Here is a 21994-nt window from a genome sequence, read left to right on the forward strand (position 1 = left end):
GCGACGCCCGCCGCCGGGGTGCGCGGGCACGCTCAGCTCCCGGAGCGCCGGAAGATCTTGTCCCCCAGCCACACCAGCGGGTCGTACTTGCGGTCCACCGCGCGCTCCTTGAGCGGGATGAGCGCGTTGTCGGTGATCTTGATGTGCTCGGGGCACACCTCGGTGCAGCACTTGGTGATGTTGCAGAACCCCAGCCCGTGCTCCTCCTGGGCCTCGACGGCGCGGTTGCCGTGCGCGTCGAGCGGGTGCATGTCCAGCTCCGCCATCCGCATCAGGTAGCGCGGCCCGGCGAACGCCTCCTTGTTCTCCTCGTGGTCGCGGACCACGTGGCAGGTGTTCTGACACAGGTAGCACTCGATGCACTTGCGGAACTCCTGGCTCCGCTCGACGTCGACCTGCGCCATCCGGTACTCGCCCGGAGCCACGCCCTCGGGCGGGGTGAAGCTGGGGATCTCGCGGGCCTTGGTGTAGTTGAACGACACGTCGGTCACGAGGTCGCGGATCACCGGGAAGCTGCGCAGCGGCGTGACGGTGACGACCTCCGCGTCGTCGAAGGTGTTCATCCGCGTCATGCACATCAGCCGCGGCCGGCCGTTGATCTCCGCCGAGCACGAGCCGCACTTGCCCGCCTTGCAGTTCCACCGCACGGCCAGGTCGCCGGCCTCGGTGGCCTGCAGCCGGTGGATGACGTCGAGGACGACCTCGCCCTCGTTCACCTCCACCGGGTAGTCGACCAGCTCGCCCTTGGTGTCGTCGCCGCGCCAGACGCGGAAGTGGTGCAGGTGACTGCTCACTGGTTCCCCTCCGCGGAGTCGGCGCGGTGACCGCCCAGCTCGTCTCCGGTGTAGTACTTCTTCAGCTCGTCCATCTCGAACAGGTCGAACAGGTCCGACCGCATCGGGAGCTGCTCCTGACGGGTCAGCTCGACGTCGTCCTCGCCGATCGCCCGGCACACCAGCAGCAGGTGCCGCCAGTCCGAGTCCATGACCGGGAAGTCGTCGCGGGTGTGCCCGCCCCGGGACTCCTGGCGCTCCAGCGCGGCCTTGCCGGTGCACAGCGCGACGAGCAGCATGTTCCGCAGGTCCAGGGCCAGGTGCCAGCCGGGGTTGAACCGGCGGTGCCCCTCGACCGAGACGGTGCGGGTGCGGGTGGCGATGTCCTCGAGCTTCTTGAGGGCGAGCTCCATCTCGTCGCCCTTGCGGATGATCCCGACGAGCTCGTGCATCGTCTTCTGCAGTTCCTGCTGCACCACGAACGGGTTCTCCCCGCCCTCGGTGGCGCTGGAGAACGGCAGCATCGCCCGCTCCAGCGCGGCGGCGACGTCGGACTCGGCCACGGCGGGCCGGCCGGCGTCGGCGTGCTGCGCGGCGTGCAGCCCGGCGCGACGGCCGAACACCAGCAGGTCCGACAGCGAGTTGCCGCCGAGCCGGTTGGAGCCGTGCATGCCGCCCGCGACCTCGCCCGCGGCGAACAGCCCCGGCACCTTCGACATCGCGGTGTCCGGCTCGACCTCCACCCCGCCCATCACGTAGTGGCAGGTCGGGCCGACCTCCATCGGCTCCTTGGTGATGTCGACGTCGGCCAGCTCCTTGAACTGGTGGTGCATCGACGGCAGCCGCTTGAGGATCTCCTCGGGCTTCAGCCGGGTCGACACGTCGAGGAACACCCCGCCGTGCTCGGTCCCGCGCCCGGCCTTGACCTCGGAGTTGATCGCCCGGGCCACCTCGTCGCGGGGCAGCAGCTCCGGCGGGCGCCGGTTGTTGTCCGGGTCGGTGTACCAGCGGTCGCCCTCCTCCTCGGAGGTGGCGTACTGCTCCTTGAACACGTCCGGCACGTACTCGAACATGAACCGCTTGCCGTCGGTGTTGCGCAGCACGCCGCCGTCGCCGCGGACCGACTCGGTGACCAGCAGGCCCCGCACCGAGGGCGGCCACACCATGCCCGTCGGGTGGAACTGCAGGAACTCCATGTTGATCAGCGTCGCGCCGGCGCGCAGGGCCAGCGCGTGGCCGTCGCCGGTGTACTCCCAGGAGTTCGACGTGACCGAGTAGCTCTTCCCGACCCCGCCGGTGGCGAGCACGATCGCCGGGGCGTCGAAACGCACGAACCGGCCGTCGCCGCGGAAGTAGCCGAAGCAGCCCGAGATCGCGCCGTCGGTGGTGAACAGCTCGGTGATCGTGCACTCGTGGAAGACCCGGATGCGGGACTCGGCGTCGCCGGTCTCGGCGAGGTCCTCCTGCTGCAGCGAGACGACCTTCTGCTGCAGGGTGCGGATCAGCTCCAGGCCGGTCCGGTCGCCGACGTGCGCCAGCCGCGGGTAGGTGTGCCCGCCGAAGTTGCGCTGGCTGATCTTGCCGTCCGTGGTGCGGTCGAACAGCGCACCGTAGGTCTCCAGCTCCCAGACCCGGTCCGGGGCCTCCTTGGCGTGCAGCTCGGCCATCCGCCAGTTGTTGAGGAACTTCCCGCCGCGCATGGTGTCGCGGTAGTGGACCTGCCAGTTGTCGTTCGGGTTGGCGTTGCCCATCGACGCCGCGCAGCCGCCCTCGGCCATCACGGTGTGCGCCTTGCCGAACAGCGACTTGGAGATGATTGCCGTCCGCTTGCCCTGCAGCCGCGCCTCGATCGCCGCCCGCAGGCCGGCACCGCCGGCCCCGATGACGACGACGTCGTAGTCGTGCCGCTCGATCTGTTCGTCCATCTCGGTGCTCACCCCACGATCCGCAGGTCGCTGATCCAGCCGGCGGAGACGGCCATGACGTAGAAGTCGGTGACGGCGAGGCTCACCAGCGTCGCCCACGCGAACTGGTTGTGCCGCGTGTTCAGCTTCGAGACCTGGGTCCACAGCTTGTAGCGGACCGGGTGCTTCGAGAAGTGGTTGAGCCGCCCGCCGACGGCGCTGCGGCACGAGTGGCACGAGAGTGTGTAGCCGAACAGCAGCACCACGTTCACGACCAGGATGATGTTGCCCAGCCCCAGGCCGAACCCGCCGCCGGGCTTGGCGAAGGCCAGCACCGCGTCGTAGGCGTTGATCAGCGTGATGATCCCGGCGATGTAGAAGAAGTAGCGGTGCGCGTTCTGCAGGATCAGCGGGAAGCGCGTCTCACCGGTGTAGCGGCGGTGCGGCTCGGCGACCGCGCAGGCCGGCGGGGAGAGCCAGAACGCCCGGTAGTAGGCCTTGCGGTAGTAGTAGCAGGTCAGCCGGAACAGCAGCAGGAACGGCAGGGAGACCGCCGCGTAGGGCAGCCACCACACGTCGGGCAGGAACCGGCCGAAGTGCGAGGCCTCCTCCACGCAGCCCATCGAGACGCAGGGCGAGTAGAACGGCGTCAGATAGCCGTACTCGGCGACGAAGTAGTGGTCCTGCATGAAGGCCCGCACCGTGGCGTAGGCGACCCAGGCGACGAACGCGACGAAGGTCGCGAGCGGTGGGAGCCACCATCGGTCGGTGCGCAGCGTGCGTGCAGCGATGGTTGCCCGGCCCGAGCCGGCCCGGCCGCCGGTGTCAGTGGTGGATGACACGCGCGGGAGCTCCTGTCGTCTCACCGGCACCATGACCCGGTGCGGGCCCGGACACAGCGCCGTGTCCAACTCGTCACCACGCGGGGGCGCGGGACCGCCAGAGAATACGACGCGGATCACATGTGATCTACGTCGGTGCCCGATTCGGTCCCGAATGGAGATGTGGCTCACAGCGGCCGGGGTCACACCGTCTGTGATCCGATCGACGCCTCTGCGGAACGGCCGCGGTGGTCTCATGAACAGTCGACCCGGCCGATCCCGGGCATCCCCGGTCCGTGACCGGCCGCCGGCGCCCTGCCGGTCGCCGAGAGGAGAACGAGCAGCACCGATGCACCCCACCCTCGAACCCATCCACCAGCGCGTCCTGGACCGCAACCCGGGCGAGACCGAGTTCCACCAGGCCGTCCACGAGGTGCTGGAGAGCATCGGCCCGGCTGTGGACAAGCACCCGGAGTACGCCGAGGCGCGGATCGTCGAGCGGATCTGCGAGCCCGAGCGGCAGATCATCTTCCGGGTGCCGTGGGAGGACGACGACGGGGACATCCACATCAACCGGGGCTTCCGGGTGGAGTTCAACAGCGCGCTGGGCCCGTTCAAGGGCGGTCTGCGGTTCCACCCGACCGTGCTGCTCGGGACGGTCAAGTTCCTCGGCTTCGAACAGATCTTCAAGAACGCCCTGACCGGGCTGCCGATCGGCGGCGGCAAGGGCGGATCGGACTTCGACCCGCGGGGGCGCTCCGATCGCGAGATCATGCGCTTCTGCCAGAGCTTCATGACCGAGCTCTACCGCCACCTCGGTGAGTACACCGATGTCCCCGCCGGGGACATGGGTGTCGGCGGCCGCGAGCTCGGCTACCTGTTCGGCCAGTACAAGCGCATCACCAACCGCTACGAGTCCGGTGTGCTGACCGGGAAGGCGCTGGCCTTCGGCGGTGCGCAGGTCCGGCGCGAGGCCACCGGCTACGGCAGCGCGTTCTTCGCCCGTCGCGCCCTGGAGGTCCGCGGGGACTCGCTGGAGGGCAAGGACGTCGTGGTGTCCGGCTCGGGCAACGTCGCGCTCTACACCGTGGAGAAGGTCCACCAGCTCGGCGGCCGGGTCGTCGCGGTGTCGGACTCCGACGGCGTCGTGCACGACCCCCAGGGGGTGGACCTGGAACTGCTCAAGGACATCAAGGAGGTCCGGCGCGAGCGGCTGCACGTCTACACCGACAAGATCGGGCGCGCCGAGTTCTCCACCGACCGCTCCATCTGGGACGTGCCCTGCCAGGTCGCGCTGCCCTCGGCGACCCAGAACGAGCTCGACGCCGACGGCGCTCGCGCCCTGCTGCGCTCGGGATGCCTGTTCGTCGGTGAGGGCGCGAACATGCCGACGACCCCGGACGCGGTGGAGGTGCTGCGCGAGGGGGGCGCGATCTTCGCCCCGGGCAAGGCCGCGAACGCCGGCGGTGTCGCGGCGTCGGCGCTGGAGATGCAGCAGAACGCCTCGCGCGACTCGTGGAGCTTCGAGTACTCGGAGAACCGGCTGAGCGAGATCATGACCGACATCCACGACCGCTGCCACGCCACCGCCGAGGAGTACGGACGACCGGGCGACTACGTCGCCGGGGCGAACATCGCGGGCTACGCCCGGGTCGCCGACGCGATGCTGGCGCTCGGCCTGGTCTGAGCGACCGGCTCGCCGACGACAACGGGGCCCGGTCACCACTGCGGTGGTGACCGGGCCCCGGCCGTCGTCGCGGGTCCGCTACTTCTTGCGGCCGCCCACCGTGGCCGCGAGGTAGTCGCGGTTCAGCTGGGAGATCACGTCGAGCGGGATCTCCTTCGGGCAGGCGGTGGCGCAGGCGCCGGTGTTGGTGCAGCCGCCGAAGCCGGCGGCCTCGTGCTCCTCCACCATGCTGACGACGCGCTCGTAGCGCTCCGGCTGGCCCTGCGGCAGCTCACCCAGGTGGGTCAGCTTCGCGCCCAGGAACAGCGACGCCGACCCGTTCGGGCAGGCCGCGACGCAGGCACCGCAGCCGATGCAGTTCGCCGCGGCGAACGAGCGGTCCGCGGCGACCTTCGGCACGGCGTTGGAATTGGCCTCCGGCGCCGACCCGGTGTTCACCGAGACGTAGCCGCCGGCCTGGATCATCTTGTCGAACGCGGCGCGGTCGACGACGAGGTCCTTGATGACCGGGAAGGAGCCCGAACGGAACGGCTCGATGACGATGGTGTCGCCGTCGGAGTAGTGCCGCATGTGCAGCTGGCAGGTGGTGGTCGCCCGCTGCGGGCCGTGCGGCCGGCCGTCGATGACCATGCTGCACGAGCCGCAGATGCCCTCGCGGCAGTCGTGGTCGAACGCGACCGGCTCGTCGCCGGAGAGGATCAGCTTCTCGTTGAGCACGTCGAGCATCTCGAGGAACGACATGTCCTCGTCGGCGTCGACGGTGTAGTTCACCAGGCGACCCTTGTCGACCGCGTCGCGCTGGCGCCAGACCTTCAGATTGAGCTTCACGGGGTCCTCGCCTTACTTGTAGCTGCGCTGGGTCGGGTGCACGTACTCGAACGTGAGCTCCTCCTTGTGCAGGACCGGAGCCTGCCCGCGGCCGGTGTACTCCCAGGCCGAGGTGAAGGAGAAGTTCTCGTCGTCGCGCTGCGCCTCGCCGTCCTCGGTCTGGCTCTCCCCGCGGAAGTGACCGCCGCAGGACTCGCGACGCACGAGCGCGTCGAGACACATGAGCTCGCCGAGCTCGAGGAAGTCGGCCACCCGGCCGGCCTTCTCCAGGCTCTGGTTGAGCTCCGCGCCGGTACCCGGCACCTTGACGTTGTTCCAGAACTCGCGACGGAGCTCGGGGATGCGGTCCAGCGCCTTGCGCAGACCCTCCTCGGTGCGCTCCATCCCGCAGTAGTCCCACATGATCTGGCCCAGCTCGCGGTGGAACGAGTCCACCGTGCGGGTGCCGTTGATCGACAGGAACTGGTCGATCCGGTCGGTGACCGACTGCACGGCCTCGACGACCTCGGGCGCGTCGTCCGGGACGGCGTCGAGCTCGTTCTTGGCCAGGTAGTCGCCGATCGTGACCGGGAGGACGAAGTAGCCGTCGGCCAGGCCCTGCATCAGCGCGGAGGCGCCGAGCCGGTTCGCGCCGTGGTCGGAGAAGTTGGCCTCGCCCGCCACGTAGAGACCCGGGACGGTCGACTGCAGGTCGTAGTCGACCCAGAGGCCACCCATCGTGTAGTGCACGGCGGGGAAGATCCGCATCGGGACCTCGTACGGGTTCTCACCCGTGATCCGCTCGTACATCTCGAACAGGTTGCCGTACTTGTTCTCGACGGCCTTGCGGCCGAGCCGCTGGATGGCGTCGTCGAAGTCCAGGTACACGCCCAGACCCGACGGTCCGACGCCGCGCTTCTCGTCGCAGACCTCCTTGGCGGCCCGGGACGCGATGTCGCGGGGCACCAGGTTGCCGAACGCCGGGTACTTGCGCTCGAGGAAGTAATCGCGCTCGTCGTGCGGGATCTCGTTCGGCCCGCGGTCGTCGCCGAGCTTCTTCGGGACCCAGACGCGGCCGTCGTTGCGCAGCGACTCCGACATCAGGGTCAGCTTCGACTGGTGGTCGCCGGAGACCGGGATGCAGGTCGGGTGGATCTGGGTGAAGCAGGGGTTCGCGAACAGCGCGCCCTTGCGGTGCGCCCGCCAGGAGGCGGTCACGTTGCAGCCCTTGGCGTTCGTCGACAGGTAGAAGACGTTGCCGTAGCCGCCGGAGGCGAGCACGACCGCGTCGGCGGTGTGCACCTCGATCTCGCCGGAGACCATGTCGCGCGCGACGATGCCGCGGGCGCGCCCCTCGACCACGATCAGCTCGAGCATCTCGTGCCGGGCGTACATCTCGACGGTGCCGGCCTTCACCTGGCGCTCCAGCGCCTGGTAGGCGCCGATCAGCAGCTGCTGGCCGGTCTGGCCGCGGGCGTAGAAGGTGCGGGAGACCTGCACGCCGCCGAACGAGCGGTTGTCGAGCAGACCGGCGTAGTCGCGGGCGAACGGGACACCCTGGGCGACGCACTGGTCGATGATCTGGCGGGAGATCTCGGCGAGCCGGTGGACGTTGGACTCCCGCGCACGGAAGTCGCCGCCCTTCACGGTGTCGTAGAACAGCCGGTACACGCTGTCGCCGTCGTTGCGGTAGTTCTTCGCCGCGTTGATGCCGCCCTGCGCGGCGATCGAGTGCGCGCGCCGCGGGCTGTCCTGGTAGCAGAACGTCTTGACGTGGTAGCCGGCTTCGCCGAGCGTCGCGCTCGCGGAGCCGCCGGCCAGGCCGGAACCCACGACGATGATCTTCTTCGAGCGCTTGTTCGCCGGGTTGACCAGCTTGACGCCGAACCGGCGGCGCTCCCAGCGGGTCTCGATGGCACCCGAGGGGACCGCCTTGTCGACGACCGGCTCACCGGTCGCGTAGTCGGCGTAGGAAACGTGGTGGGACGAGGCGTCAGTGCTGTCAGTCATGGGATCAGACCACTCCGAACGTGACGGCGATGGGCACCGAGATGAAGCCGAGGGTCAGCACGGCGGCGAAGACCGTCGACACCACCTTGATGGTGCGCTCACGGCTGTTCGACGACCACCCGAGCGTCTGGATGCCCGAGAAGATGCCGTGCTGGACGTGGAAGCCCAGCGCGACCACCGCGAGGACGTAGAACAGGGTGACGTACCAGCGGGCGAGGGTGAAGTCGGCCGCGAGGTTGTCGGCCACCGCGAGGTGCACGCCGTTCGGGTTCAGCGTGCCCGCGGTGAGGTCGAGCAGGTGGTAGACCACGAACAGCGCGATGATCACGCCACCCCAGCGCATGGTGCGGGCCGCGTAGCTGCCCTTGACCTGGTAGGAGCCACCCGCGTACTTGATCGGGCGGGCCCGGCGCGCGCGGAGGGCGAGCATCGTCGCCGACCAGATGTGGGCGACCACCGCGACGACCAGCACCACGCGGACGATCCAGAGCATGCCCGAGTAGGGCAGCGCCGGCTCCAGGATGGTGCGCAGCCAGGCCGCGTAGTGATCGATCGCCTCGGGGCCGAAGAAGATCTTCAGGTTCCCGATCATGTGCAGCGTGACGTAGCCGAGCAGCACGACGCCGCTCACCGCCATCACGAACTTCAGCAGCGCACTGGGCGTGCGCGGGCGCCGGGGTGCGGCGGGCTTGGCTCCGCCGCCGGCCCGGGACTTCTCGGACATCGTGACCACGTCCTCCAGTGGACATACCAACGGGTAAGGCAGTCCAATGCATGAAACGGTCTCCACTCATAGCCGTAAGCTATGCACGTGACACTTCAGCAGCTCATGTACTTCGTCGCCGTGGCGAACGTGCGCAGCTTCACTCGGGCGGCCGACCAGGTGGGGGTCGCCCAGCCGACCCTGAGCCGCGCGCTGCGGGCGCTGGAGGACGAGCTGGGCTCCCCGCTGATCAACCGCGGGTCGGCCGTCACGCTGACCCCGGCCGGTGAGGCGGTGCTGCCACTGGCACGCAGGATGCTCGCCGATTCCGACATGGTCCGCACGACGGTGGCCGAGATGGTCGGTCTGCGCAGCGGCCGGGTACGGGTCGGGGCGACGCCGTCGCTGTGCATCGGCGTGCTGTCCGACGTGCTGCGGGTGTTCCACTCCCGGCACCCCGAGATCGCCGTCGAGCTCGCCGAGGACGGCTCGCAGCCGCTGGAGGCGGCGCTGGTGCAGGGGGAGCTGGACGTCGCGCTGGTGATCGTGCCCCCCGACGGTGTGGACCCGACCCTGCACACCGCTCCCCTGCTGCGCGAACGGCTCTCGGTCGCCTCGCCGCGGGCGCGCAGGCCGCTGACCCCGCGTGGGTCGATGACGGTGTCCGAGCTCGCCCGGCACGATCTGGTGATGGTGCGCCGGGGCTACGACCTGCGGGAGGTGACCCTGCGGGCCTACGCCGTCGCCGGGGTCACGCCGCGGATCGCCGTCGAGGGCGGTCAGATGGACGCGGTGCTGCGCATGGTCGAGGCCGGCACCGGGGTGGCGGTGGTGCCGGACCTGACGTTCATCGGGCGGCCGCGGCTGCGGCGCACGGTGCTCAACCCGGCGATCCACCGCACGGTGGCGCTGGCGCGGCGGGCCGACATCGCCCCCACCCCGGCCGTCATCGCCTTCGCGGACACGCTGCTGGAGCACATGTCCGACACCTCGGCGTCGCTGCGGGAGGGCACGACCGACGTCCAGGTGCTGCACCGGCACCGGACCGGCCGGGATCTGCTCGGCTGAGGGCGGGGTCAGTCGGGCACCGGGAACAGCGGGGCGTGGCCGCCGGGGCTCTCCGGCGGCGGGTGCGGGTCGAGCACCCGCAGGTGTTCCAGGGTGCCGGTGACCTGCAGGACCCGGCGGACCTGGCGCGCCGCGCCGCAGTACAGCTCCAGCACCACCCCGGCCGCGGCGGCGTCGCGGTGGCAGTCCAGCAGCGCCGCGATCCCGGCCGAGCCGAGGAAGCCGACCGCGGACAGGTCCAGCACGATCCGCGGGGCCGCGGCGAACCAGGCGCCCACCTGCTCGGCCAGGAACGGCGCGGTCGCGACGTCGACGTCGCCGACGGCGTGCAGCGCCACCGGCCCCGACGGGTGCGGCACCGCCTCCACGGCCAGGCCGCCGCCCTCCGCGGTCGCGGCGGACAGGCCGGGCACTCCTCCCGGGCCCTCCGTCGGATCGGTCATCACCGGCCGCCTCCCGCGGGGCGCCGCGCCACCGCCGGGGCCAGAGTGCCAGTACCGCACGCCGATCGCCCGATGACGGCGGCGTCGTCGCCCCGTCGACGCGCGGCACGCCGCCGGTCTTCCTACGCTCGGCGGGTGGCCCATCACGATCTCGCAATCGTCGGCACCGGATCCGGGAACATGATCGTCGACGACCGCTTCGACGGTCTCGATGTCGCCCACGTCGAGGCGACCCGGTTCAGCGGGACCTGCCTCAACGTCGGCTGCATCCCGACCAAGATGCTCGCCTACACCGCCGAGGTCGCCGAGACCGTGCGGGCGGCGTCGTCCTACGGCGTGGACGCCCGGATCGACCGGATCCGCTGGAGCGACATCCGCGACCGGGTCTTCGCCCGGCTCGACCCGATCGGCGACGAGGGCCGCGACCACCGCCGTGCCCACGGCACCGTCTACGACGGCGTGGCCCGCTTCACCGCGCCGCGCGCGATGACGGTGGACCTGGGCGACGGCGGCACCGCGGAGTTCACCGCGGACCGGATCGTGCTCGCCGTCGGGGGACGGCCGGTGGTCCCGCCACCGGTCGCGGACTCGGGCGTCCCGTTCCACACCTCCGACACGATCATGCGGATCGACGAGCTGCCCGAGCACCTGGCGATCATCGGAGGCGGCTACATCGCGGCCGAGTTCGCGCACGTGTTCGGCGGGCTGGGCTGCGCGGTCACGATCATCGAGAGCGCCGACACACTGCTGGGCGGGATGGACGAGACCGTCGTGGAGCGGTTCACCGACGCCGCCCGCGAGCGCTTCACCGTCCACACCGGCCGGACGGTGGAGAAGGTCACCGGCGGCGAGGGCGACGTGCGGCTGCACCTCGACGACGGCACGGAGGTCCGGGCCGACCGGCTGCTCGTCGCGGCCGGGCGCCGTCCGAACTCCGACCGGCTCGGCCTGGACCACGCCGGGGTCGACACCGACGACGCCGGCCGCGTCGTCGTCGACGCCCACGGCCGCACCACCGCCGACGGGGTGTGGGCGCTGGGCGACATCTCGACCCCGCACCCGCTCAAGCACGTCGCGAACCACGAGGCCGAGGTGGTCGGGCACAACCTCGCCCACCCCGACGACCTGCGCGAGGTCGACCACCGGTTCGTGCCGGCCGCGGTGTTCACCACCCCGCAGATCGGCTCCGTGGGGCGCACCGAGCAGCAGTGCCGCGAGGAGGGCCTGGAGTTCCGGGTCGGGCTCCACGAGTACGCCGACGTCGCCTTCGGCTGGGCGCTGGAGGAGCAGCGCGGGTTCTGCAAGGTCCTCGTCGCCCCCGACGGCACGCTGCTGGGGGCGCACCTGCTCGGCCCGCAGGCGTCGACGATGGTCCAGCAGCTGGTGCAGGCGATGGCGCTGGGCGTGACCGCGGAGCGGCTCGCCCACGTCCAGTACTGGATCCACCCCGCCCTGACCGAGGTGCTGGAGAACGCGCTGCGCGACGCCGTCGAGGAGGACTAGGCGCGCCGCTCGGTCAGCTCGGTGACCACGGCCAGCCCGACCACCACGGCGAGCACGACCAGGCCGATCACGATCGCGGGCAGCGCGTGCCCGGCGACGAGCGCGACCGCCGCGGCCGCGGCCAGCACGGCCGCGGCGACGTAGCGCGACCGCCCGACCGTCCCGGTGCGGCCCTGCAGGTAGAGCTTGTTGCCCACGAGGTAGAGCAGCGGACCGCCGACCGAGGTCAGCACCAGGGCCGGGGTGTTCTCCGGGTGTGTGAGGTGCAGGTCGATCGCGACCGCGAACAGCACCGCGCCGGCCACCATCAGGCCGTGTGCGTAGGCGAACGCGGCCCGCGCCGCGCGGGTCGACCCGTCGCCGGAGGCAGCCCGGGTGCCGTGTCCGGCGAGCGCGAAGTAGGACCACCACAGCGCGACCAGTCCGGCGAACCCGAGCAGGGTGATCACCACCGCGTAGGGGGTCACGACCTCCATCTCCGACAGCGTGAAACCCATGATCAGGATCGACTCGCCGAGCGCGATGATGAACACCAGCCGGTTGCGCTCGGCGAGGTGCTCCACGTCGGTCGGCCACTCCTCCGTCGGGGTGCGGCCGAGCCCCGGCACCCGGAACTCGAACCGCGGGCCCGCCATGTCGACGGCGACGGCGACGGCCCAGACCACGAGCCGCGCCACCGGCGGGAGGAACGCGCCGACGACCATCAGCACCGACGCGGCCGTGCTCCACACCAGCAGGTTGCGGTAGTTGCGGGCCATGACGTGCCCGCGCGCGCTCACGACGAGGAACAGCGGGCGGCCGATCTGGGCGGCGGCGAAGCACAGCGCGAACAGCAGCCCGGAGTAACCGAACGCGCCCGGCAGGGCCAGCGCCATCCCGAGCGCCGTCAGCATCAGGCCGGCGTTGAGCACCCGGACCGACGGGCGCGCCGGGTCCAGGTAGTTCATCGCCCAGGCCGAGTAGTTCCACAGCCACCAGACCGCGGCGAACAGCACCGCCGTCTCCAGCGCCCCGAGCGGGGTCAGGTGGTACAGCAGCGTGTGGGAGACCTGGACGATCGCGAACACGTAGACGAGGTCGAAGAACAGCTCGATCGGGGCGACCTCGGAGTCGCCCGCCCGGCGCAGCACCCGCGGCCGGGTGTCGGGTGTGGTGTCCGGTGTGGTCATCGGTGGGTCCTTCCCCGTGTCGGCGCAGCCGAAGGGTAGTGCGGCGCGCAACGATGCCCGGCGTGAACCTCGGTCTGCGCGCGATGCGCCCCCGCGACCCGGACGAGCCCCACCGGGCGGCCAGTCCGCTGGAGCTGTTCTTCGACCTGGTGTTCGTGGTGGCGGTGTCGCTGTCGTCGGCCGCGCTGCACCACTCCGAGTCCGGCGGGCACGTCGGTGCCGGGGTCGGGTCGTACCTGCTGGTGTTCTTCGGCATTTGGTGGGCCTGGATGAACTTCACCTGGTTCGCCTCGGCCTTCGACGTCGACGACTGGCTCTACCGCGTCACCACCCTGGTGCAGATGGCGGGGGCGCTGGTCCTGGCCGCGGGGACCCCGTCGGCGATGGCCGGTGAGGGCTACGGCGTGCTCGTCGCGGGCTACGTGGTGATGCGCCTGGCGATGGTCACGCAGTGGCTGCGGGCGGCCCGCTCGCACCGGGAGCTGCGGGTCACGGCGCTGCGCTACGCGGGCGGCATCGTCGTCGTCCAGCTGCTGTGGATCACCTGGGTGCTCGTGGACCCGCACCCGGTGGGGTTCGTCGTGCTGGCGCTGGCCGAGCTGGCGGTCCCGGTGGTCGCCGAGCGGGCGCGGACGACACCGTGGCACCCGCACCACATCGCCGAGCGCTACAGCCTGTTCACCCTGATCCTGCTGGGCGAGTCGGTCCTGGCCTCGACGACGGCCGTGGTCGACGCGCTGTCCTCCGCCGAGCACCTGGGCCCGCTGCTGCTGCTCTCGGCGTGCGGGCTCGTGCTGGCGGCGGGCATGTGGTGGGTCTACTTCGCCCGCGACCAGCACGAGCACCTGCGGGCCATGCCACGGGCGCTGGTGCACGGCTACGGCCACTACCTCGTCTTCGCCGCGGCCGGGGCGTTCTCGGCGGGCATCGAGGTGGCCGTCGACGTCGACACCACCGCGACCGGGCTGTCCGCCGCCGCGGCCGGGGCGACCCTGACCGTGCCGGTCGCGCTGTTCGTCCTCGGGGTGTGGGCGCTCGCGCTGCGCCCGACGCTCGCCGCCGGGCGCAACGCCGCCGTCGTCGTGCTGGCGGGGCTGCTGGGGCTGTCGGCGTTCGCGCCGTTCACCCCGGTCGTCGCCGCGGTGGTGATGGTGGCGGTGGTCGTGACCGTCGAGACGGCACCCGCCCGGAACACCGTCGCCGCGTGACGGGTTCGGAGGTGACATGGGCCGGGTGTGGATCGACAAGCAGACCCCCGAGGTGTTCCGGGCGATGACCGACGTCGTCGCGGTCGTGCGCGAGCGCGCCGCCGCGGCCGGGGTGGACCGGGACCTGCTGGAGCTGGTGAACCTGCGGGTCTCCCAGATCAACGGCTGCGAGACCTGCCTGGACACGCACTGGCGGTCGGGGCTGGCGGCCGGGCTGACCCCGCAGCGGATGGCGCTGCTCCCGGCCTGGCGCGACAGCGCCCTCTACGACGACCGCGAGCGCGCCGCACTCGGTCTCGCCGAGGCCGTCACCCGGACCGCCGGGACCCACCTCGACGACGACGCCTACGCCGCCGTCCGCGGTGACCTCACCGACGACGAGGTGTCGGTGCTGGTCTGGGCGGCGATCACCATCAACGCGTTCAACCGGGTCTCGATCCTGTCGGCGCACCCCGTCCCCGAGCGCGACGCCGACGGCCGCGTGGTGCGCCGCCGGGCGTCCTGAGAGGCTGAGCACATGTCCGGCGACACCGACGACACCGTGGTCACCCACGACACGGGCCACCACCGCTACGAGATCCTGCTCGACGGCACCGTGGTCGGCCGGGCCGAGTACGTCGACGACCACGAGCAGCGGATCTTCCACCACACCGAGGTCGACCCGGAGCTGTCCGGGCGCGGGCTCGCGAGCACCCTGGTCCGCTTCGCGCTGGACGACACCCGCGCCGCCGGGAAGCGGATCGTGCCGGTCTGCCCGTACGTGCGGCGCTGGGTGTCGACCCACCAGGGCTACGCCGACATCCTCGACCTGGTGACGCCCGACGCCGTCGCCACCGTCCGGCGGAGGGCGCGGTGAGCAACGTCGAGACCGTGCCGGAGGAGGTCGTCTGCGGGGGCGACACCGCCGCCGCGGAGCTGGTGACCCCGCGCGACGTGCCGTTGGGCGGGCCGCGTGCGATGACGGTGCGCCGCACGCTGCCGCGCCGCACCCGGTCGCTGATCGGGGCCTGGTGCTTCGTGGACCACTACGGCCCGGACCGGGTCGACGACACCGGCGGGATGGCCGTGCCGGGGCATCCGCACACCGGGCTGGCGACGGTGTCGTGGCTGTTCACCGGGGAGGTCGAGCACCGCGACACCACCGGCGCGCACGCGGTCGTGCGCCCGGGCGAGCTGAACCTGATGACCGCGGGGTCCGGCATCGCACACTCGGAATTCTCCACGCCCGGTACCGAGGTGCTGCACGGGGTGCAGCTGTGGCTGGCGCTGCCCGCCGCGCACCGGGACACCGCACCCCGCTTCGAGCACTACGCGCCGCCCCGGGTGCGGGCCGGGGACGCCGCGCTGCGGGTGTTCCTCGGGTCGCTGGCCGGGTCGTCGTCGCCGGTGGAGACGTTCACCCCGCTGCTGGGCGCCGAGGTCGTGCTGCCCGCCGGGGCGGCGGTGACGCTCGACGTCGACGCCGGGTTCGAGCACGGCGTGCTGGTCGACACCGGCGCGGCGCGGGTGTGCGGGACGGCGGCCGCGTCCGCCGAGCTCGTGTACCTCCCGCCGGGCCGTACGACCCTGGACCTGCACGCCGGCGACGACGGCGCGCGCCTGGTGCTGCTCGGCGGGGAGCCGTTGGGCGAGCAGATCGTGATGTGGTGGAACTTCGTCGGTTCCACCCACGACGAGATCGCGGCCTTCCGGGAGCAGTGGCAGGACGAACGTGCCGCCGGGGGGCGGGAGGGCGGGCGCTTCGGGGTGTTCCCGGACGCCTGGGAGTCGACGTTGCCGGCGCCGGAGCTGCCGAACGCGCGGTTGACCCCTCGGGGATAGCCCCGGATCAGCCCAGGTCGGCGCGCACCACCGGCACGACCCGGCGCAGCTGCTCGAGGAGCAGGTCGGCGTCCCGGCCGTCGCGGGTGACGACGAGGTCGACCCGGCCGATCTCGCCGGACATGTCGACCCGCAGCGAGCGGACCTTCCAGCGGCGCGACCGCAGCGTGGTGAGGACCTTGTACAGGCCGTCGTCGGCGTCGGTCAGCAGCAGCGAGACGACGTGACCGTGCTCGGCGGGATCGCTTCCGGGACGGGTGCGCTCGGCGGTGGGGGCGTTCATCGGATCTCCGGTGTTCGAGGGCGAACGTCAGGATCCGGCCAGGTCCGGCGGGCACGACGTGCCACGCGCCGGCTCCCTGGCTTCAGCCGGCGCGCCGGGTAATGATCCGACCGCGCACGGGCCGAGGGTAACAGCCGTCACCACCCCCGGGCCGAACCGTGGCGGCCGCGACGCGGATGCTGACCCCGTGCGGTACGTGGCGATCGGGGACAGCTTCACCGAGGGCGTGGGCGACGAGGACGCGGCGGGCATCCCCCGCGGCTGGGCCGACCGGGTCGCCGCCGGGCTGGCCGGCGCCTCCGGCGAACCGGTGCACTACGCGAACCTGGCCGTACGGGGCCGGCTGCTGGCCGACGTCGTCGGGCCACAGCTGGACGCCGCGCTGGCGCTGGACCCCGCACCGACGCTGATCACGCTCAACGGTGGCGGGAACGACATGCTGCGGCCCCGCACCGACGTCGCCGGGCTCGCCGCGCTGACCGCCCGCGCCGTCGACCGCTGCGCGGCGGCGGGGGTCCGGCTGGTACTGCTCAGCGGCGCCGACCCGTCGGACCGGCTCCCGCTGGGACGGGTCGTCCACCGCCGCGGCGCCGAGCTGTCGGCGACGGTGCGCACGCTCGCCGCCGCACAGGGGCTCACCTTCGTCGACGTGTTCGGCGACGCCGAGATCCGCAGGCCGGGCTACTGGTCGGACGACCGCCTGCACCTGGGCACGCCCGGGCACCTGCGCGCCGCCGGGCTGGTGCTGGAGGCACTCGGGGTGCGCGGCGCGACGCCCACGACGACCGTCGCCGCGACCTCGCCGACCGGGCGGGCCGCGGGACTCGCCTACTACCGCGCCCACGTCCTGCCCTGGGTCGGACGACGGCTCCGGGGACGGTCCTCCGGGGACGGCCGTCCGGCGAAGGCCCCGGCCTGGACGGTCGTCCCGGCACGCTGAGCTGCGCCGATCCGTGACCCGCCATCACGGAAGCCGCTGGAAGTGATCACCCCGACGGATCACCGTCCGCCATACCGTTGCGACTGACAACGATTTCTGCGGAAGGAGCAGACCATGACGGGGATCAGCAGGCGACGGGCCCTGGGCGCCGGCGTCGCGGGGGTGGCGGGGATGGCCGGACTGGCCGCCACGGGCGGGACCGCCGGGGCGGGCGCCCCGACCCCGCCGCGGACCGGGCAGCCCGGCCACCTGTTCCACCTCGCGGCGACCGAGCCCGTCACCTTCGACGGCGGATGGCTGCGCGGGGCGAACGAGCAGAACTTCCCGGTGCTCGCCGGACAGCAGGGGTCGGTGTACCTGGCCCACCTCGACCCCGGCGGGATCCGGGAGCCGCACTGGCACCCGACCGCGTGGGAGCTGAACTACATCGTCTCCGGCACCGCGAAGTGGACCGTCCTCGGGACCCACCCCGACGGCGAGTACCACAACAACGTCTTCACCGCGGAACGCGGTGACCTCGTGTTCGCGCCGACGGGCCTGTTCCACTACTTCGAGAACGCGTCGACGACCGAGCCGCTCGACGTGCTCATCGTCTTCAACACCTCGACCGCCGAGCCGGACGACGACATCGGCATCGTCGGCAGCCTCAACGCGATCCCCCGTGACGTGCTGGCCGCGTCGTTCGGGGTGCCCGAGTCGGCGTTCGCGCAGGTGCCCCAGCGGATCGAGCCGGTGGTGATCACCCGCCGTCGCTGAGCGCCGGGCGGGCTCAGAGGTCGGCGAGCGCGGACAGCGGCGACTCGACGGCATCGGCGACGAAGCGGAGGAACCCGCCCGCGGTGCCGCCGTCGCAGACCCGGTGGTCGAACACCAGTGACAGCTGGGTGATCGACCGCGGGACGACCGCGCCGTCGACGACCCACGGCCGCGGCAGCACCCGTCCGACGCCCAGCATCGCGACCTCGGGATGGTTGATGATCGCGGCACTGCCGTCGACGCCGAGCACCCCGTAGTTGTTCAGGGTGAACGAGCCGCGGGTCAGCTCCGCGGCGGTGACCGAGCCGTCCCGGGCGGCTGCGGTGAGCCGGCGGATCTCGGTGTCGAGGCCGCGCATCCCGAGGCGATGGGCGTCGGCCACCGACGGGACGACCAGGCCACGGTCGGTCTGCGCGGCGATACCGAGGTGCACCCCGTCGAGGTGCACGATCTCCCCCGCCTGCGTGTCGACCCGGGCGTTGAGCTCGGGGAACCGCGCGAGACCGGCGACGACGAACCGGGCCAGGATCGCGAGCAGCCCGACCGGGCGGCCGTCGGCGCCGGTGAGCTGCGGGCGCAGGGCGAGCAGGTCGGTGGCGTCGACGTCGACCCAGGTCGTGGCCTCGGGGATCTCGGCGCGGCTGCGGGTCAGGGTCTCGGCGACGGCGCGGCGGACCCCGCGCAGCGGCACGATCCCCCGCACCGCGAGCCCGGTGCGGGGGTCGCGGCCCGGTGCGGTGCCGGTCGTCGGAGCGGGCGGTGCAGGAGCAGGCGCTGCGGCGGCGGGCGGCGCGACGGGAGCGGCCGACGAGGCAGCGGACTGCGCGGCGGCGGACGGCCCGGCAGCGGACGGCCCGGCAGCGGCAGCCTCCGCCGCACGGGCGGCGGCGAGCGCCACGTCGTGGCGCAGCACCATGCCGCCGGGGCCGGTCCCCTCGACGGTCGCGAGGTCGATGCCGTGGTCGCGGGCGAGCCGCCGCACCACCGGGGACTGCACCGGCCGGCGCTCCCCCGGCGCGCGTTCGGCGACGGACGTCGCCGCCGGGACCGCGGACGCGGCGGCGGGCTCGGGCTCGGGCGAAGCGGCGGGTGCGGCGGCGGGTGCGGGCGCGGGGGCACGCTTCGCGGCCCGGCGACGCCGGCGGGCCCCCTCGTGCCCGCCGGACGTGCCGTACCCGATCAGGACGTTGCCCGACCCGGCTTCCTCGGCGTCCCCGACCGACACCAGCGGCTCCCCGACCCGCAGCGTCTCGCCCTCCGCGCCGTGCCGGGTCAGCACCGTGCCCGCGTACGGCGACGGCACCTCGACCACGGCCTTCGCCGTCTCCACCTCGGCCACGGGCTGGTCGACGCCGACGGTGTCCCCGTCGGCCACGAGCCAGCGGACCAGCTCGGCCTCGGTCAGTCCCTCCCCCAGGTCGGGCAGGGTGAACACCTGGGCACTCACGCCGCGTCCTCCCAGCCGAGCGAGTCGACGGCGTCGAGCACCCGGTCCACCCCGGGCAGGTGGTGCTGCTCCAGCTTCGGCGGCGGGTAGGGCACGTCGAACCCGGTCACCCGGCGCACCGGCGCCTCGAGGTGGTGGAAGCACCGCTCGGAGACCCGGGCGGCGATCTCGGAGGCGACCGAGGCGAACCCCGGGGCCTCCGCGACGACGACCGCCCGCCCGGTCCGGCGGACCTGCGCGCAGACGGTCTCGTCGTCGAACGGGACGATCGACCGCAGGTCGACCACGCCCAGGTCACGGCCCTCGCGGGCGGCCTCCTCGGCGGCGGCGAGCGCGACCGGCACCGTCGGGCCGTAGGCGATGAGCGTCGCGTCGACCCCGGGGCGACGGACGACGGCCCGTCCGATCGGCGGCACCGGGACGGTCGTGTCCACCTCCTCGGAGGTGAAGTAGTGCCGCTTCGGCTCCAGGAACACGACCGGGTCCGGGTACGCGATCGCCGCACGGAGCAGGCCGTGGGCGTCGGCGTTCGTGGCCGGGGCGAGCACGGTCAGCCCGGCGGTGTGGGCGTAGTACGCCTCGGAGGAGTCGCAGTGGTGCTCGACGCCGCCGATCCCGCCGGCGTAGGGCACCCGGATGACCATCGGCAGCCGCATCCGGCCCGAGGTGCGGTTGCCGAACTTCGCGACGTGGCTCGCGATCTGCTCGAACGCCGGATACGCGAACGCGTCGAACTGCATCTCGACGACGGGCCGCAGCCCGTTCATCGCCATCCCCACCGCCGTGCCGACGATGCCGGACTCGGCGAGCGGGGTGTCGAAGCAGCGGTGCTCGCCGAACTCGGCGGCGATCCCGTCGGTGACCCGGAAGACCCCGCCGAGCGGACCGACGTCCTCCCCGAACACGACGACGGTCGGGTCGGCGGCCATCGCCTCACGCAGCGCCGTGGTGATCGACTGCGCCATGGTGAGCTTCACGGGTCCGGTGTTCACGGCGTGACCTCCAGCTCGGCGCGCAGCCGGTCGCGCTGCTCGCGCAGCTGCGGGGTGGGGTGGGCGTAGACGTGCGCGAACAGGTCCTCGGGGTCCACCGGGGACTCGGCCGCGATGCCGGTGCGCAGGTCGGCGGCCATCCGCTCGGCGTCGTCGATGAGAGCGCGCTCGGCGTCGTCGTCGAGCAGGTCGTCGGCGCGCAGCCGGGCGCGCAGACGCAGCAGCGGGTCGCGGCCGGCCCAGGAGGCGACCTCGCTCTCGTCGCGGTAGCGGCCGGCGTCGTCGGCGTTGGTGTGGGCCTCCATGCGGTAGGTGTCGGCCTCGACCAGGGTCGGGCCGCCCCCGTCGCGGGCGCGGCGCAGCGCCTCGTCGAGCACGGTGAGCAGGGCGGGCAGGTCGTTGCCGTCGACGCACACCCCGGGCATGCCGTAGCCGAGCGCCTTGTCCGCGAGCCGGGCCGCGGCACTCTGCCGGTGCAGCGGCACCGAGATCGCGTACTTGTTGTTCTGCACCAGGAACACGACCGGGGCGCGGAACACCGCGGCGAAGTTCAGCGCCTCGTGGAAGTCGCCCTCGCTGGTGGCGCCGTCGCCGCAGAGCGCCAGGACGGCGTCGGGCTCGCCCTTGAGCCGCGCCGCGTGGGCGACGCCGACCGCGTGCAGCAGCTGCGTCGCGAGCGGGGTCGCCTGCGGGGCGACGCGGTGGGTGGCGACGTCGTACCCGCAGTGCCGGTCCCCGCGCAGCATCGTGAGCACCTCGACCGGGTCGACGCCGCGGGCGACGATCGCGGCGGTGTCCCGGTAGGTCGGGAACAGCCAGTCGCCGTCGGCCAGCACCATCGCCGCGGCCACCTGGCAGGCCTCCTGGCCACGCGAGGACGGGTACACGGCCAGGCGTCCCTGCCGGACCAGTGCACCGGCCTGCTCGTTGAGCCGCCGGGCGTGCACCAGGCCGCGGTAGCCGGCGAGCAGCCGGTCCGGCGGCGGGAGCTGCGCGCCGGGCACGGTGGTGCCGTCCGGTTCCAGCAGGCGGACGGTCTCGCGCCGGTCGTCCACGATGACTCCCCTCCGTGCGGACACAGTGCCTCGAGAATGGCGCATGATCCGTACGATCGACTGGAAGCGGTGAGATGACGAGACGATCGGCCCGCAGCGCGGCATCACTCCGGACGAGTGGTCCGGGTCACCGGTGCCCGGCGGGGCGCGGCGAGACGAACGGAGGGGCCGGTGCTCGACGACATCGACCGGCGGATGGTCGCGGAGCTGCAGCGCGACGGCAGGCTGACCGGGCGCGCGCTGGCCGAGCGCCTGACGATCTCGCGGGCGAACGCCTACGCCCGCCTCGCCCGGCTCGTCGACGATCGCGTGGTCACCGGGTTCACCGCACTCGTCGACCCGGACAAGGTGGGGCTGCACACCTCGGCGTACGTGACGCTGACGGTGCGCCAGAACAGCTGGCGCGAGCTGCGCGAACAGCTGCGCGCGATCCCCGAGGTCCGGCACATGGCACTGGTCGGCGGGGACTTCGATGTGCTGCTGCTGGTGCGCACCACCGGCAACGACGCGCTGCGCAGCGTCGTGCTCGAACGCCTGCAGGCGCTGCCGACGGTCGTGTCGACGCGGACGATCCTGATCTTCGAGGACGAGTCCCGCTGACGGG

Annotated in this window: 22 protein-coding genes; 10 read left to right on the top strand and 12 right to left on the bottom strand. The window is 72.4% G+C overall.

Annotated features, from left to right (window positions below; all coding sequences use genetic code 11):
* Positions 1–32: 32 nt before the first annotated feature.
* From ZF1_RS19870 to ZF1_RS19880, 3 genes are read right to left on the bottom strand one after another with little or no spacing between them, the layout of a single operon-like run.
* Positions 33–794 carry a succinate dehydrogenase/fumarate reductase iron-sulfur subunit gene (locus ZF1_RS19870; protein ID WP_224401794.1) on the bottom strand — a complete coding sequence of 254 codons (762 nt, stop codon included), beginning with the start codon at positions 792–794 and terminating at the stop codon, positions 33–35.
* Complete coding sequence (locus ZF1_RS19875) at positions 791–2698, bottom strand: fumarate reductase/succinate dehydrogenase flavoprotein subunit (RefSeq protein ID WP_224402406.1); 1908 nt, start codon at positions 2696–2698, stop codon at positions 791–793. Before ZF1_RS19875 ends, ZF1_RS19870 begins: the two co-directional genes overlap by 4 nt.
* Positions 2699–2706: 8 nt before the next feature.
* Positions 2707–3519 carry a hypothetical protein gene (locus tag ZF1_RS19880; RefSeq protein WP_161152220.1) on the bottom strand — a complete coding sequence of 271 codons (813 nt, stop codon included), beginning with the start codon at positions 3517–3519 and terminating at the stop codon, positions 2707–2709.
* Between the two features lie 328 nt (positions 3520–3847).
* On the opposite strand from ZF1_RS19880, the gene gdhA reads away from it, so the two are divergent.
* Positions 3848–5185 carry an NADP-specific glutamate dehydrogenase gene (gene gdhA, locus ZF1_RS19885; RefSeq protein ID WP_161152219.1) on the top strand — a complete coding sequence of 446 codons (1338 nt, stop codon included), beginning with the start codon at positions 3848–3850 and terminating at the stop codon, positions 5183–5185.
* A 78-nt stretch (positions 5186–5263) separates the two neighbouring features.
* On the opposite strand, the gene ZF1_RS19890 is transcribed toward gdhA, so the two are convergent.
* The 3 genes from ZF1_RS19890 to ZF1_RS19900 are packed head-to-tail and all read right to left on the bottom strand — an operon-like array spanning position 5264 to position 8726.
* Positions 5264–6013 (bottom strand): succinate dehydrogenase/fumarate reductase iron-sulfur subunit, encoded by a 750-nt coding sequence (locus ZF1_RS19890; protein WP_062396708.1) that lies wholly within the window; start codon positions 6011–6013, stop codon positions 5264–5266.
* 12 nt (positions 6014–6025) lie between these two features.
* The gene (locus ZF1_RS19895) at positions 6026–8002 is read right to left on the bottom strand and encodes a fumarate reductase/succinate dehydrogenase flavoprotein subunit (protein WP_350589118.1); all 1977 of its coding nucleotides are present in this window, start codon (positions 8000–8002) and stop codon (positions 6026–6028) included.
* Between the two features lie 4 nt (positions 8003–8006).
* Complete coding sequence (locus ZF1_RS19900) at positions 8007–8726, bottom strand: succinate dehydrogenase cytochrome b subunit (protein WP_482638039.1); 720 nt, start codon at positions 8724–8726, stop codon at positions 8007–8009.
* A gap of 87 nt (positions 8727–8813) precedes the next feature.
* Between ZF1_RS19900 and ZF1_RS19905 the strand changes: the two genes are divergently transcribed.
* Positions 8814–9773, top strand: coding sequence for a LysR family transcriptional regulator (locus ZF1_RS19905; protein ID WP_350589121.1), 960 nt, complete (start codon positions 8814–8816; stop codon positions 9771–9773).
* 8 nt (positions 9774–9781) lie between these two features.
* Here ZF1_RS19905 and ZF1_RS19910 read toward each other — a convergent pair whose 3' ends face one another.
* Positions 9782–10216: an STAS domain-containing protein gene (locus ZF1_RS19910; RefSeq protein WP_350589122.1), complete on the bottom strand. Its 435-nt coding sequence runs from the start codon at positions 10214–10216 to the stop codon at positions 9782–9784.
* 135 nt (positions 10217–10351) lie between these two features.
* Between ZF1_RS19910 and ZF1_RS19915 the strand changes: the two genes are divergently transcribed.
* The gene (locus ZF1_RS19915; protein ID WP_405415906.1) at positions 10352–11719 is read left to right on the top strand and encodes a mycothione reductase; all 1368 of its coding nucleotides are present in this window, start codon (positions 10352–10354) and stop codon (positions 11717–11719) included.
* Here ZF1_RS19915 and ZF1_RS19920 read toward each other — a convergent pair.
* Positions 11716–12888, bottom strand: coding sequence for a low temperature requirement protein A (locus tag ZF1_RS19920; RefSeq protein ID WP_482638040.1), 1173 nt, complete (start codon positions 12886–12888; stop codon positions 11716–11718). The two genes, ZF1_RS19915 and ZF1_RS19920, sit on opposite strands and share 4 nt — an antisense overlap.
* A 53-nt stretch (positions 12889–12941) precedes the next feature.
* Between ZF1_RS19920 and ZF1_RS19925 the strand changes: the two genes are divergently transcribed.
* From ZF1_RS19925 to ZF1_RS19940, 4 genes are read left to right on the top strand one after another with little or no spacing between them, the layout of a single operon-like run.
* Positions 12942–14096, top strand: a complete 1155-nt coding sequence (locus ZF1_RS19925) for a low temperature requirement protein A (RefSeq protein WP_405415904.1) — start codon at positions 12942–12944, stop codon at positions 14094–14096.
* Positions 14097–14112: 16 nt separating this feature from the next.
* Positions 14113–14601 (top strand): carboxymuconolactone decarboxylase family protein, encoded by a 489-nt coding sequence (locus tag ZF1_RS19930; protein ID WP_100878385.1) that lies wholly within the window; start codon positions 14113–14115, stop codon positions 14599–14601.
* A gap of 12 nt (positions 14602–14613) precedes the next feature.
* Complete coding sequence (locus tag ZF1_RS19935; RefSeq protein ID WP_179762151.1) at positions 14614–14952, top strand: GNAT family N-acetyltransferase; 339 nt, start codon at positions 14614–14616, stop codon at positions 14950–14952.
* Positions 14949–15917: a pirin family protein gene (locus ZF1_RS19940; protein WP_482638041.1), complete on the top strand. Its 969-nt coding sequence runs from the start codon at positions 14949–14951 to the stop codon at positions 15915–15917. Before ZF1_RS19935 ends, ZF1_RS19940 begins: the two co-directional genes overlap by 4 nt.
* Positions 15918–15924: 7 nt before the next feature.
* Here ZF1_RS19940 and ZF1_RS19945 read toward each other — a convergent pair whose 3' ends face one another.
* Complete coding sequence (locus tag ZF1_RS19945) at positions 15925–16200, bottom strand: ACT domain-containing protein (protein ID WP_208820980.1); 276 nt, start codon at positions 16198–16200, stop codon at positions 15925–15927.
* 187 nt (positions 16201–16387) lie between these two features.
* Between ZF1_RS19945 and ZF1_RS19950 the strand changes: the two genes are divergently transcribed.
* Both ZF1_RS19950 and ZF1_RS19955 read left to right on the top strand, forming a co-directional pair.
* Positions 16388–17140 (top strand): SGNH/GDSL hydrolase family protein, encoded by a 753-nt coding sequence (locus ZF1_RS19950; protein WP_476652188.1) that lies wholly within the window; start codon positions 16388–16390, stop codon positions 17138–17140.
* A 114-nt stretch (positions 17141–17254) separates the two neighbouring features.
* Entirely contained in the window at positions 17255–17896 is a 642-nt protein-coding gene (locus ZF1_RS19955) for a cupin domain-containing protein (protein ID WP_482638042.1), read from the top strand.
* Between the two features lie 13 nt (positions 17897–17909).
* Here the strand turns inward: ZF1_RS19955 and ZF1_RS19960 are convergent, their stop codons facing one another.
* The 3 genes from ZF1_RS19960 to ZF1_RS19970 are packed head-to-tail and all read right to left on the bottom strand — an operon-like array spanning position 17910 to position 21390.
* A complete protein-coding gene (locus ZF1_RS19960) occupies positions 17910–19343 on the bottom strand; it encodes a dihydrolipoamide acetyltransferase family protein (RefSeq protein WP_482638043.1) in 1434 nt (477 codons plus the stop codon).
* Positions 19340–20308 (bottom strand): alpha-ketoacid dehydrogenase subunit beta, encoded by a 969-nt coding sequence (locus tag ZF1_RS19965; protein ID WP_482638730.1) that lies wholly within the window; start codon positions 20306–20308, stop codon positions 19340–19342. The genes ZF1_RS19960 and ZF1_RS19965 overlap by 4 nt, the downstream gene beginning before the upstream one ends.
* A gap of 23 nt (positions 20309–20331) precedes the next feature.
* The gene (locus ZF1_RS19970) at positions 20332–21390 is read right to left on the bottom strand and encodes a thiamine pyrophosphate-dependent enzyme (RefSeq protein ID WP_405415890.1); all 1059 of its coding nucleotides are present in this window, start codon (positions 21388–21390) and stop codon (positions 20332–20334) included.
* Positions 21391–21585: 195 nt separating this feature from the next.
* Here ZF1_RS19970 and ZF1_RS19975 point away from each other — a divergent pair, with 195 nt between their 5' ends.
* Positions 21586–21990, top strand: coding sequence for an Lrp/AsnC family transcriptional regulator (locus tag ZF1_RS19975; RefSeq protein ID WP_208821063.1), 405 nt, complete (start codon positions 21586–21588; stop codon positions 21988–21990).
* Positions 21991–21994: the final 4 nt, after the last annotated feature.

Source organism: Pseudonocardia sp. ZF1 (genome assembly GCF_056835605.1).

What these genes read in the sequence shown, in the direction of transcription:
- ZF1_RS19875 (WP_224402406.1), bottom strand. Translation starts at nt 2,698, where the DNA reads ATGGACGAACAGATCGAGCGGCACGACTACGACGTCGTCGTCATCGGG.
- gdhA (WP_161152219.1), top strand. Translation starts at nt 3,848, where the DNA reads ATGCACCCCACCCTCGAACCCATCCACCAGCGCGTCCTGGACCGCAAC.
- ZF1_RS19895 (WP_350589118.1), bottom strand. Translation starts at nt 8,002, where the DNA reads ATGACTGACAGCACTGACGCCTCGTCCCACCACGTTTCCTACGCCGAC.
- ZF1_RS19900 (WP_482638039.1), bottom strand. Translation starts at nt 8,726, where the DNA reads ATGTCCGAGAAGTCCCGGGCCGGCGGCGGAGCCAAGCCCGCCGCACCC.
- ZF1_RS19910 (WP_350589122.1), bottom strand. Translation starts at nt 10,216, where the DNA reads ATGACCGATCCGACGGAGGGCCCGGGAGGAGTGCCCGGCCTGTCCGCC.
- ZF1_RS19920 (WP_482638040.1), bottom strand. Translation starts at nt 12,888, where the DNA reads ATGACCACACCGGACACCACACCCGACACCCGGCCGCGGGTGCTGCGC.
- ZF1_RS19925 (WP_405415904.1), top strand. Translation starts at nt 12,942, where the DNA reads ATGCCCGGCGTGAACCTCGGTCTGCGCGCGATGCGCCCCCGCGACCCG.
- ZF1_RS19930 (WP_100878385.1), top strand. Translation starts at nt 14,113, where the DNA reads ATGGGCCGGGTGTGGATCGACAAGCAGACCCCCGAGGTGTTCCGGGCG.
- ZF1_RS19935 (WP_179762151.1), top strand. Translation starts at nt 14,614, where the DNA reads ATGTCCGGCGACACCGACGACACCGTGGTCACCCACGACACGGGCCAC.
- ZF1_RS19945 (WP_208820980.1), bottom strand. Translation starts at nt 16,200, where the DNA reads ATGAACGCCCCCACCGCCGAGCGCACCCGTCCCGGAAGCGATCCCGCC.
- ZF1_RS19955 (WP_482638042.1), top strand. Translation starts at nt 17,255, where the DNA reads ATGACGGGGATCAGCAGGCGACGGGCCCTGGGCGCCGGCGTCGCGGGG.
- ZF1_RS19965 (WP_482638730.1), bottom strand. Translation starts at nt 20,308, where the DNA reads ATGGCGCAGTCGATCACCACGGCGCTGCGTGAGGCGATGGCCGCCGAC.
- ZF1_RS19975 (WP_208821063.1), top strand. Translation starts at nt 21,586, where the DNA reads ATGGTCGCGGAGCTGCAGCGCGACGGCAGGCTGACCGGGCGCGCGCTG.